The organism is Nocardia brasiliensis (genome assembly GCF_042691675.1).
Lineage (GTDB): Bacteria > Actinomycetota > Actinomycetes > Mycobacteriales > Mycobacteriaceae > Nocardia > Nocardia brasiliensis_D.
The window spans coordinates 6,079,491-6,091,307 of sequence record NZ_CP170507.1; the positions used below are offsets into that span (position 1 = coordinate 6,079,491).

Annotated in this window: 11 protein-coding genes; all 11 read right to left on the minus strand. The window is 68.4% G+C overall.

Going from position 1 to position 11,817, the window contains the following annotated elements:
- Positions 1-208: 208 nt before the first annotated feature.
- Entirely contained in the window at positions 209-1,114 is a 906-nt protein-coding gene (gene truB, locus ACFK0J_RS27980; protein ID WP_378732317.1) for a tRNA pseudouridine(55) synthase TruB, read from the minus strand.
- Positions 1,114-1,782, minus strand: a complete 669-nt coding sequence (gene npt, locus ACFK0J_RS27985; protein WP_378743076.1) for a 4'-phosphopantetheinyl transferase Npt — start codon at positions 1,780-1,782, stop codon at positions 1,114-1,116. The genes truB and npt overlap by 1 nt, the downstream gene beginning before the upstream one ends.
- Positions 1,783-2,014: 232 nt before the next feature.
- Positions 2,015-2,971: a metallophosphoesterase family protein gene (locus ACFK0J_RS27990; RefSeq protein ID WP_378743078.1), complete on the minus strand. Its 957-nt coding sequence runs from the start codon at positions 2,969-2,971 to the stop codon at positions 2,015-2,017.
- A gap of 60 nt (positions 2,972-3,031) precedes the next feature.
- Positions 3,032-4,375 carry an MATE family efflux transporter gene (locus ACFK0J_RS27995; RefSeq protein WP_378743080.1) on the minus strand — a complete coding sequence of 448 codons (1,344 nt, stop codon included), beginning with the start codon at positions 4,373-4,375 and terminating at the stop codon, positions 3,032-3,034.
- Between the two features lie 250 nt (positions 4,376-4,625).
- Positions 4,626-5,624: a bifunctional oligoribonuclease/PAP phosphatase NrnA gene (locus ACFK0J_RS28000; protein WP_378732320.1), complete on the minus strand. Its 999-nt coding sequence runs from the start codon at positions 5,622-5,624 to the stop codon at positions 4,626-4,628.
- A gap of 13 nt (positions 5,625-5,637) precedes the next feature.
- Entirely contained in the window at positions 5,638-6,081 is a 444-nt protein-coding gene (rbfA, locus tag ACFK0J_RS28005; protein ID WP_218470471.1) for a 30S ribosome-binding factor RbfA, read from the minus strand.
- A 28-nt stretch (positions 6,082-6,109) separates the two neighbouring features.
- Entirely contained in the window at positions 6,110-6,400 is a 291-nt protein-coding gene (locus ACFK0J_RS28010; RefSeq protein WP_218470472.1) for a DUF503 domain-containing protein, read from the minus strand.
- A gap of 96 nt (positions 6,401-6,496) precedes the next feature.
- Positions 6,497-9,529, minus strand: coding sequence for a translation initiation factor IF-2 (gene infB / locus ACFK0J_RS28015; protein WP_378732324.1), 3,033 nt, complete (start codon positions 9,527-9,529; stop codon positions 6,497-6,499).
- Positions 9,530-9,639: 110 nt separating this feature from the next.
- Positions 9,640-9,999 carry a YlxR family protein gene (locus ACFK0J_RS28020; RefSeq protein ID WP_378743082.1) on the minus strand — a complete coding sequence of 120 codons (360 nt, stop codon included), beginning with the start codon at positions 9,997-9,999 and terminating at the stop codon, positions 9,640-9,642.
- A gap of 68 nt (positions 10,000-10,067) precedes the next feature.
- Complete coding sequence (nusA, locus tag ACFK0J_RS28025) at positions 10,068-11,099, minus strand: transcription termination factor NusA (protein WP_069167613.1); 1,032 nt, start codon at positions 11,097-11,099, stop codon at positions 10,068-10,070.
- Positions 11,096-11,806, minus strand: coding sequence for a ribosome maturation factor RimP (rimP, locus tag ACFK0J_RS28030; RefSeq protein WP_378732328.1), 711 nt, complete (start codon positions 11,804-11,806; stop codon positions 11,096-11,098). Before rimP ends, nusA begins: the two co-directional genes overlap by 4 nt.
- Positions 11,807-11,817 lie beyond the last annotated feature (11 nt).

Genomic DNA, 11,817 nt, shown 5'->3' on the forward strand with positions numbered 1-11,817 from the left:
GCGGAGACTCGGCCACATACCGAGCCCGGCCAACGGCCGAGAGGCTGCCACAAACCGCGGCCCGGCCCACATGCGGAGGAGCCGACTCAATACCGAGCTGCCATCCACCGAGAACCAGCCACCTGCCGAGACGCCGCCGCATGCGGAGACCGGCCACATGAGGAGACCGCGGCCACGTGCCGGGGCAACGGATCGTGGCCGTGACGAGTTACAGGTTGGACGGGCGGACAACCATTACGGATGCGGCGCGCTTGCCGCTCTCTTGGAGTAGCGCGATCGCGCGTCCCGCCGGGTCGATGGCGGCGTAGACGCCGGGGAGGCCGATGGGGTCGAGCCAGCGGCCGTTGCGTAAGTCGTCGGCTTGCGTCTCGTCGATGTCCCGGTGCGGGAAGGCAGTTCGGACCGCCGCGTCCATGTCGAGGCTGAGCAGCGAGGCGTCGGATTCGGCGGCGGTCGCCAATTCGTCGAGGGTGCGGGCGTGTTCGAGGGTGAACGGGCCAACTCTGGTGCGGCGCAATGCCGTCAGGTGTCCGCCTACGGCGAGGGCGGCACCCAGGTCGCGGGCCAGGGCTCGCACGTAGGTGCCGGAGGAGCATTCGACCGCCACGTCGAGGTCGACGAATTCACCGTCCGAGACATCACGGCGGGCGAGGATGTCGAAGCGGGACACGGTGACCGGGCGGGCCGCCAGCTGCACGTCTTCGCCCGCGCGGTGCCGAGCGTAGGCGCGTTCGCCGTTCACCTTGATCGCGCTCACCGTCGCGGGCACCTGTTCGATGTCACCGGTGAGTTTGGCGGTGTGCGCGGCGATTTCGTCATCGGCGAGGTGCAGAGCCGGAGTGGTCGACAGCACCTCTCCCTCGGCGTCGTCGGTGGTGGTGGCCCGGCCCAGCCGGATGGTCGCGGTGTACGCCTTGCTGGTCAGCGTCAGCAAGCCGAGCAGTTTGGTGGCTCGCTCCACGCCGAGCACGAGCACCCCGGTCGCCATCGGGTCGAGGGTGCCCGCGTGCCCGATCTTCTTGGTGCGCAGCAGTTTCCGGCATTTCGCCACGACGTCGTGGCTGGTCCAGCCACCGTCCTTGTCGACGATCAGCAGCCCGCCGAGCCCGTCCATCAGGCGTACGCGATCGCGGTGAGGATGAACCCGTCGGCGATCAGCCACCGGCCGTCGAACGAAAGCAGCGGCGCCCCACCGTCATTCGTCTGCCCCGGCACCAGCAGCTCGCTATGGAAGGTGCCGTGGCCGGAATCGGCGGAATTGCCCTCGATCTCGAAGGTGATGTGCGCTTCCTCGAAGCCGAGCCAGCGCGCGGTCAGCGGCCACCATGCCTTATAGGTGGCTTCCTTGGCGCAGAACAGCAAACGGTCCAGGTGCAGTGCGGAATCGGTGGTCTTCAACCACTCCCGCTCCGGCGGCAGGCTGACCGAATCCAGCACGCCTTCGGGCAGCGTCGCGTGCGGCTCGGCATCGATGCCGATCGAACGGAAGCGCATCTTGTGCGCCACCGCCGCGGCCCGATATCCGTCGCAATGGGTGAGGCTGCCGACGATGCCGCGCGGCCAGATCGGCGCGCCCCGCTCCCCCTTGCCGATCGCCACCGCCGGCTCGCCGAGTTCGGCCAGCGCCAGCCGGGCACAATGCCTGGCCCCGATGAAGTCCCGGCGTCGCTTCTCCACCGACTTCGCGATGAGATGCTCCTCCGCCGGATGCGCCTTCAGGTCCTCCGGATACTCCAGCAGCTCAGCCGACGCGACACCGGCAGGCAAAATTTTCTCGATCAGCTCGCCCGCCTCCCCGAAACTTCAGGCCAGACTCGTGAGCCACCAATGTATGGCTGGCGTCCGGCGGTCAACGGGTGGGTGAGTTTGCCCGTACCCGACGAGTTACCCATGTACACACCAAATCAGTAGTTGCGTTTGTAATCAAATTGCCGAAGCGACAGCTGGCGGCCCGGCAGTCAACCGGTGGCCGCGCAGCGGCGCCGCACATTCGCCGAGGCTGCCGGTTCTCCGGTCAGACGCCGCGGCGGCGCTGGGCTTTGCTGCGCATCTCCTGGGCGGCGGCTTCCATTTCCGGGGTGACCTGGAAATGTCCGCCCCATTTGTTCAGGGTGCCGGGTGGGTACTCGGGGGCGGGGAGGATCTGGCGGAGCAGGCGGTCGGGGAGGCCGCGGCGCTGCCATTCGCGGGGGTAGCCGAGCGAGACCTCTTCGAAGCGGACGCCATCGTAGTGCGAGGTGCGCGGGATGTGCAGGTGCCCGTAGACCGAGCAGACCACGTTGTAGCGGGTGTGCCAGTCGGCGGTCAGTTCGGTGCCGCACCAGAGCGCGAACTCGGGGTAGAACAGCACGTCGGTGGGCTGGCGAACCATCGGGAAGTGGTTGATCAGCACCAGCGGCGTGCCTTCGGGCAGCGCGTCCAGTTTGCGCTTGGTGACCTGCACGCGGGCGTGGCACCAGGCGTCACGGGTCAGGTACGGGTCCGGGGAGAGCAGGAATTCGTCGGTGGCCACCACATTGCGGTCCCGCGCGATGGCGAGGCCCTCGGCCTTGGTGGTGGCGCCTTCCGGCAGGAAGGAGTAGTCGTACAGCAGGAACAAGGGTGCCAGCGTCACCGGTTTGCCGTACTCTTCGGCCCCCGCGCCCTCCCAGACCGGGAACGGGTCCTCCGGGGTGAGCACGTCCAGATCCCGGCAGATCGACACGAGGTAGTCGTAGCGCGCGACACCGGTCATCTGCACCGGGTCCTTCGCCGTCGTCCACAACTCGTGGTTGCCGGGCACCCAGATCACCTTGGCGAATCGGCTGCGCAGCAACTCCAGCGCCCACCGGATGTCGTCGGTCTTCTCCCCCACGTCCCCGGCGACGATCAGCCAGTCCTCCGGCGAGTCGGCCTGGATCTGCTCGACCACCGGCCGATTCCCCTGGTGTCCGACATGAATGTCGCTCACCGCCATCAACTTGGGTATCACCACACCTACCTTGGCACATCCGTAGTCCCCTGCGCCCGCCACCCCGCCGCACCGGCTCCGCTAGATCTTTTGCGGGACTTCGGCGCCGACTCGAGCCCAGCGGCCGGACCAGGCTCGCCAGGAGACGGCGGCCAGACGCAGGAGCATGAAGGCGACCAGGCCGGACCAGATTCCGGCGATGCCCCAGTCGAAGACCAGGGCGAGCCAGATGGCGGGGAGGAAGCCCAGGAGGGCGGCGCCGAGCGTGGTGGTGCGCAGGTAGGCGGCATCGCCCGCGCCGAGCAGGACGCCGTCGAGGGCGAACACGATGCCTGCCACCGGGATGATGCAGACGAAGAACCACCAGGTGACGTGGGTGCGGTCCAGGACGTCGGGGTCATCGGTGAAGAGTCTCGGGATGAGTCCGGCGCCCGCGGCGAAGCACGCGGCCAACGCCAAGGCGAAGATCTCCGACCAATAAGTGACACGACGGGCCAAGCCGCGGGCACCAGCGGCATCGCTCGCGCCGAGCGCCGCACCGACCAGGGTCTGCGCGGCGATGGCGAGTGAATCCAGGGTCAGGGCAAGGAAATTCCACAGTTGCAGGACCAGCTGGTGGGCGGCGACCGAGGCGGCGCCGAAGCGGGAGGCGACGGCGGCGGCCGAGACGAAGCACGCCTGGAAGGCGAGGCTGCGAACGATCAGATCACGGCCGAGGACCAGTTGGGCGCGCATCACCGACCAGTGCGGGGTGAGCGAAACCCGCTCCCGGACAAGGGCATTCAGAAATAGCGCGGCCATCACCAGCTGACCGGCCACGTTCGCGACCGCGGAGCCGGGCAACTCCAGCCGCGGCGCACCGAGCAGCCCATGCACCAGCACCGGGCACAACACGCCCGAAACAACAAGCCCGGCAACGACATACATGAGCGGCCGACGCGTCTCCTGCACCCCGCGCAGCCACCCGTTGCCCGCCATCGAGATCAGGATCAACGGCACACCGAACAGCGCGACCCGCACCCACACCAGCGCCTCGGCGGCGATCTCCCCACCCCCGGCGATCGCGCTGGTCAGCGGCTCCGCGCAGACCTGCACCAGCACCAGGATCAGCGCGCCGACCACGATCGCCAACCACGTCGCCTGCACCCCTTCGGCCACCGCGCCCCGCTCGTCCCCCGCACCGTGCCTGCGCGCCGCCCGCGCCGTGGTGCCATAGGAAAGGAATGTCAACTGTGAACTCGCCTGCGCCAGAATCAATCCCCCGACCGCGAGCCCGGCCAGCGCCAGCGCACCGAGCCGCCCGACCACGGCGAGATCGAACAGCAGATAGATCGGCTCCGCGACCAGCACGCCCAGCGTGGGTAGCGCGAGACCGAGAATCCGTCGGGGCCCGGCCGCGGCAGCCGGTTCACCGGGGCCCAGCACCGGACCGTCGATCGACGTCGCCCCCTCCGCCGGGTTCGCGCCCACTTCTGCCCCGCCAGAGCTCGTCGAACTCACCGAACCTCCCCGTCGCCGCCTACGATCCTGCCCACTCGAGACCTTGCCACGAGGCACCGACAAACAGTCACAGCCCGGCAGCACCGAAGACGCCTGTGAGCACAGCGCTCGAACATGCGCGGCGTCAGCGCCGCCGAACAGGTACGCAGCTCGCGAGAAACGCGGCGCGGATCGATCACCCGAGGGCGTCCAGCAATCCGGCAACGAGCTCGTCGGGACGTCCGTACGCGGTATAACCGGCGGCAAAACGATGCCCGCCCCCGCCCAGCGCGGTCGCTATCTCGGCAACATCCACCCCGTCGTCCGCACCTGCCCGGCTGTCCCTGGCGCGCAACGACACCGTCCACCGATCGGCGACGGTACTGGATTGCTTGAATACCGCCGCGATCCCCGCTTCCGCGGAGGTGCGGACGATATCGATAACGCTCTCGGCCTCTTCGGAACTCACCCCGGCGATGTCCTCGCGCCGTACGAACGCGTACACCAGCCCGATGCCACGCACCCCCGGTACGAGCTGCGCGGTGCCGAGCACCCGAGACAGCATGGTCAGCCAACCGAACGGATGGGTGTCCAGCAAGGTCCTGGCGATCTCCGCGCCGTCGATTCCGGTGGCCAGGAGCCGCTCGGCCAATTCGTGCGTGCCGGGACGAACCCAGCGGAACGACCCGGTATCGGTCACCAAACCGGCGTAAAGGCAGTGCGCCACTTCAGGATCGATCGGCACGCCCCACATGTCGAGTACCCGCACGATCAGACTGGTCGTCGATTCCGCGGCCGCGTCGACCACATTGATCGACCCGAACCGGGTATTGGACCGATGATGGTCGAGCACCAAAGTCTTTGCGGCCCCGCCCATTCGATCGGCCAGCGCGCCCAGCCGCCCGGCGCTGCCACAATCGACCGCGATCAGCAGATCCACCTCGGCGGGCACCTCGGCAGGCGCCACCAGATGCTGCACACCGGGCAGCGACCGCATCGACTCGGGCAGTTCGGCGGGTTCGGCGAACGACACCCACACCGGGACCCCGCGCCGGTGCAGGACCAGCGCCAGCGCGAGACCACTGCCGACGGTGTCGGCGTCCGGTTGAACGTGGCAGACGATGGTGACCGAGCGGGCGGCCTTCAACGCCTCGACAGCGGGTTCGAGGTCGACCAGGTCCCGCATGGTGGTCATCGTCTACCGCGGGTCACTCGTCGTCGTCGCGTTCGACCTTGTACGGGTCGGCGTCGCCGGCGTGCCTGGCGGTGGCCGCCACCTTCGCTACGGCTTCGTCCGCGGCCTTGGCCCTGGCCAGCAGTTCTTCCATGTCCTTGGCGACTTCGGGCACCTTGTCGAGGACGAACGCCAGGGTCGGCGTGAACTTCACCCCGGTGCCCGCGCCCACCTTCGAACGCAGCACTCCCTTGGCCTTTTCCAGGCCCGCGGCCGCGCCCTGATAGTCCGGTTCGGCGTCCAAGGTTTCGCCGAGCACCGTGTAGTACACCGTCGCCTCGCGCAGATCGCCGGTGACCTTGGCGTCGGTGATGGTCACGAAACCCAGCCGCGGATCTTTGATCTCGTATTCGATCGCGTTGGCCACGATCGAGGAAATCCGCTTGGCGAGTCGGCGTGCCCTGGCTTGATCCACCATGGCTGAACCCTCCTCACAAACTAACTAGTCAATCTTCGGGTCCGAAGATCCTGCGGCGCACTGCCAGCAACTGTAACTCCGGACGTGCCGCGACGTGCCGCTCACACCGGTCGAGTACCTCGGTCAGGTGATCCATACCGGAACTGACCAGGGCAACTCCCAGCAATGAACGGCGATAGCGGTCTTGCTCTCCGCCCTCGGCGGCACTCACGCCGAAGCGCTGCAATTCGGCCAAAATGGGCCGGATCACGGAGCGCTTCTCCTTCAGTGAGTGCACGTCGCCGAGCAGGAGGTCGAACTCGAGTGCACCCAGGTACACCTACACACCTCTTTGTGTCGAAAGGCCCGAGCTTCGAGAGTTCATCCCGCGCGGCCCGCCGGGCCATGGACCCGGCGTGCCGCGCGGTGTGTGAACTCAGTCGCGCGGCTTCTCGCGCAGCTCGTACGCCTCGATGATGTCGCCTTCCTTGATGTCGTTGAAGGTCAACGTCAAACCGCATTCGAAGCCCTCGCGGACCTCGGTGACGTCGTCCTTTTCCCGCTTCAAGGAAGAGATCGATACCGTTTCGGCGACCACCACGTTGTCGCGGAGCAGGCGCGCCTTGGCGTTGCGCTTGACCGAACCCGAGGTGACCATGCAGCCGGCGATGTTGCCGACCTTGGACGAACGGAAGATCGCGCGGATCTCGGCGCGGCCCAGCTCGACCTCTTCGTAGATCGGCTTGAGCATGCCCTTGAGGGCCTTCTCGATCTCGTCGATGGCCTGGTAGATCACCGAGTAGTACCGGATGTCCACGCCTTCGCGGTTGGCCAGCTCGGTCGCCTTGCCCTCGGCCCGGACGTTGAACCCGATGATGATCGCGTTCGACGCCGACGCCAGGTTGACGTTGGTCTCGGTGACACCACCGACACCGCGGTCGATGACCCGCAGGCGCACTTCGTCGTCGATCTGGATACCGAGCAGCGCCTCTTCGAGGGCCTCGACGGTACCGGAGTTGTCGCCCTTGAGGATCAGGTTGAGCTCCGAAGTCTCCTTCAGTGCGGCATCCAGATCTTCCAGGCTGATCCGCTTGCGGCTGCGTGCGGCCAGTGCGTTGCGCTTGCGCGCATTGCGCCGGTCGGCGATCTGGCGAGCGATCCGGTCCTCGTCGACAACCAGCAGGTTGTCACCGGCACCCGGCACCGACGTGAAGCCGATGACCTGGACCGGCCGCGACGGCAGCGCCGCGGTGACATCCTCGCCGTGCTCGTCGACCATGCGCCGGACGCGACCGTAGGCGTCGCCCGCCACGATCGAGTCGCCGACGCGCAGCGTGCCGCGCTGGATGAGCACCGTGGCGACCGGGCCGCGACCGCGGTCCAGGTGCGCTTCGATGGCCACACCCTGGGCGTCCATGTCCGGGTTCGCCCGCAGGTCCAGCGCCGCGTCCGCGGTGAGCAGGACGGCCTCGAGGAGGGCATCGATGTTGATGTTCTCCCGCGCGGAGATGTCGACGAACATGGTGTCGCCACCGTATTCCTCGGCAACCAGGTTGTATTCGGTCAGCTGCTGCCGGATCTTGTCCGGGTTCGCGCCTTCCTTGTCGATCTTGTTGACCGCCACCACGATCGGCACGTCGGCCGCCTGCGCGTGGTTGATCGCCTCCACCGTCTGCGGCATGACGCCGTCGTCGGCGGCGACCACCAGGATCGCGATATCGGTGGCCTTCGCACCACGGGCACGCATGGCGGTGAACGCCTCGTGACCGGGGGTGTCGATGAAGGTGATGAGCCGGTCGGTCTCGCCGAGGTGAGTCATCACCTGGTAGGCACCGATGTGCTGGGTGATGCCACCGGCCTCGCCCTCACGGACGTTGGCCTTACGGATCGTGTCCAGCAGTCGGGTCTTACCGTGGTCGACGTGACCCATGACGGTCACCACCGGCGGACGCTGCTCGAGATCGTCTTCGCCGCCCGCGTCCTCGCCGTAGGTCAGGTCGAACGATTCCAGCAGCTCGCGGTCCTCGTCCTCCGGGCTGACCACGTGCACGACGTAGTTCATCTCGCTGCCGAGCAGCTCGAGGGTCTCGTCGTTCACCGACTGGGTCGCGGTGACCATTTCGCCGAGGTTGAACAAGGCTTGTACCAACGCAGCCGGGTTCGCATCGATCTTCTCCGCGAAGTCCGAGAGCGAAGCGCCACGGGCGAGCCGGATGATCTCGCCGTTGCCGCGCGGCAGCCGGACGCCGCCGATGGCGGGCGCTTGCATGCTTTCGTACTCGGCGCGCTTCGCCCGCTTCGACTTACGGCCACGACGCGGCGCGCCACCGGGACGACCGAACGCGCCGGCCGCACCGCCACGACCACCGGGACCACCCGGACGGCCACCGCCGCCACCGGGACGACCACGGAAACCACCCGCGGCACCGCCACCGGCACCGGGCGCACCCGTGCCCGCACCGGCGCCACCACCGGGGGCACCGCCACCGCGGTAGCCACCGCCACCGCCACCGGGACGACCCGCACCGCCACCGCCGCCGGGACCGCCACCTGGGCGACCCGGACGACCGGCGCCGCCGGGCCCACCGGCACCGCCGGGACGGGCCGCACGAGACGGCATGGCGCCGGGGTTGGGCCGCGGCGGCATCGAGCCGGGGCTCGGCCGCGGCCCACCGGGACGCGGACCACCCTGACCGGGCGCCGGACGCGAACCCTGCGCCGGAGCACCGGGACGCGGAGCGCCCTGGGCCGGACCGGGACGCGGGCCACCCTGGGCCGGACCCGGACGCGGGCCACCCTGGCCGGGGGCCGGGCGCGGCGCGGGACGCTCAGGAGCCGACGAATATGGATTGTTGCCGACCCGAGGAGTCTTCGGGCCGGGACGCGGACCGGAACCACCGGGACGCGGGGAACCCTGCGCCGGGGCGCCGGGACGCTGTTGCTGCTGACCCGGACGCGCCGCATTCGGCGTCGGGCGCGGCCCGGCCGGTGCGGGCGCCGAGCTCGCGGGCGCCTCGGTGGACGCCGACGCGGCGGGCGCCGGTGCCGATTCCTGAGCAGCGGCCGGCTTGGCCGCGGGCGGCGGCGTCGGACGTGCCGCGGGGCCCGGCTTCGCGGCCGGTCCCTCGCTGGTCCGCGGGGCGCTGGCCTCGCGGACGGTTTCCTGAGCTGCCGCGGCCGGGGCGGGCGCGGGAGCCGGCGGACGGGGACCCGGACGGGGGCCGCCACCGGCGGGCTTCGCGGCCGGACGGGCCGACGAGCTGGGGCCGGGGCGTGAGCCCGACTTGCTGCCGTTCGCGGGGGCTGATTTGGATGCGAACGACTCACGCAGCCGACGCGCGACGGGTGCTTCCACCGTCGAGGACGCCGACTTCACGAACTCGCCTTGCTCCTTGAGCGTTGCGAGTAGTTCCTTGCTGGTGACACCGAGTTCTTTGGCCAACTCGTGCACGCGGGCCTTGCCTGCCACTGCTCTCCTCACTGAGAGGTCGAGCAGGTGCACCCGTTGTTCAGGGACGGGGCCCGCACGACCTCGGGTTATCTCCGATGGACGTTCATCGTTGGTGCTTCACGGTGTGCTCATGAGTGCTCGTGCCTGTTCTCGAGGTACTTCTCCAAGGCTGAGATATCCAGATTTCCGGACACTCGTAGTGCTCTGCCGAATGCTCGGCGCCGTTCTGCCGCGTTCAGACAAGCCGAGACGGGGTGCAACCAGGCACCCCGTCCGGGAAGTCTGCGCCGCGGATCGGGAAGGATCACGACCGAGGGGGCACCGTTTCCGGTATCCGATTCCCGCGCCACGATCCGCAACAGATCGGCGGCCAACTCGCGCTTCCGGCATCCGATACAGGTCCGAATCGGTTGCGCGTGCTGAACCTCTGTCCACTCTACCGCCGACCCGGTCGGATCAACGAACCGCTCCCCTGCGGAAGTTACCAACATGTCATCCCGACGGCGCGGTTCGCGACCCGTTATGTCCAACGCACGGTGCGCCGCGTCGGTTCCGGTCAACTCCGGTGCGCCTCCGTCCGCACCGAGCCGCCGCCCATGTCAGGGGCGGCGTCGCTGCGGATATCGATCCGCCAGCCGGTCAGCCGGGCGGCCAGGCGGGCGTTCTGCCCCTCCTTGCCGATGGCCAGCGAGAGCTGGAAGTCCGGCACCACAACGCGGGCGGCGCGCGCTTCGGGATCGACAATGGTGACCGACACCACTTTCGAAGGCGACAGCGCATTGCCGACGAAGGTGGCCGGATCTTCGGCGTAATCGATGATGTCGATCTTCTCGCCGGCCAGCTCGCTCATCACATTGCGCACCCGCTGCCCCATCGGGCCGATGCAGGCGCCCTTGGCGTTGACCCCGGACACGGTGCTGCGCACCGCGATCTTGGAACGATGACCGGCCTCGCGGGCCACCGCGACGATCTCGACCGAGCCGTCGGCGATTTCGGGCACCTCGAGCGCGAAGAGTCGGCGCACCAGATTCGGATGGGTGCGCGACAGGGTGATCTGCGGACCGCGCGGGCCGCGCGAGACACCGACGACGTAACACTTGATCCGGTCACCGTGCTCGTAGGTCTCACCGGGCACCTGCTCGGCGGGCGGGATCAGCCCCTCGGCGCCGTGCAGTTCGCTGCCGATGCGCACCACGATGGTGCCGCGGGCGTTGGCGCGGGCGTCGCGCTGCACCACACCGCCGACGATGTCGCCCTCGTGGGTGGAGAACTCGCCGAAGGACTTCTCGTTCTCGGCGTCACGCAGCCGCTGCAACACCACCTGGCGCGCGGTGGTCGCCGCGATCCGGCCGAAACCCTCTGGGGTGTCGTCCCATTCGGAGATCACATTGCCGTCGGCGTCCAGTTCGCGCGCCATCACCCGGACCGTGCCGGTCTTCTGGTTGATATCGATGCGCGCGTTGGGCTGGTGGCCCTCGGTGTGCCGGTAAGCGGTGAGCAGCGCCGACTCGATCGCGGAGATCACGGTCTCGATCGAGATCCCCTTGTCGGCGACGATCGCGCGCAGGGCTTCGATTTCGATGTTCATTCCACGGTCCCTTCGGTCGGCGAATCGGACGCTGTTACTGATTCGGGTAGTAATGGTGTTGTCCCTCGAACATCCGCGGCGTCGACCGCCGGCACATCATCTTCTTGACCTGGCACCGGGCGGCCGGGGACCACGCCACCGGCCAGTTCCAATTCTCGTGCGCCCGGTTTGGCGAACTCGACCTGCACGACCGCCTCGGCGATGTCGGCGAGTGGCACCCGGACTCGGTGCGGCTTGTGCTTGCCGCCGAGTACCAACGCCACTGTATCGCCGCTGAGTTCACCGACCCTGGCCTCGAACTTCGCTGATCCACCCGAGTCAGGGACGGGGGCGCCCGCGCGGAGGTGCACGCGCACCTTGCGCCCCCGCGCGCGACGCCAGTGCCGGTCCGCGGTGAGCGGACGGTCGACACCGGGGGTGGTGACTTCCAACAGGTACGGCGTTTCGCCGAAATCGCCTGCCTCGTCCAGCAACTCCGACAGTTCGGTGCTGAGCTTGGCGATGGTGTCCAAATCGGAAGGACCGTCGCTGTCGACGGTCACCTTCACTCGCAGCGATTGGTCGCTCCGCTGGCTCCGCGCCTGACCCTGCACAGCCGCACTATGCTTGCCGGTCGTCGAAATCTCGACGCCCTCGAGGTCGAATCCTCGGCGTTCGACGAGTCCAGCGGCGAGCTGGCTCAGCCTTTCCTCGGTCGGCATCGGCATATGGGGCGGCT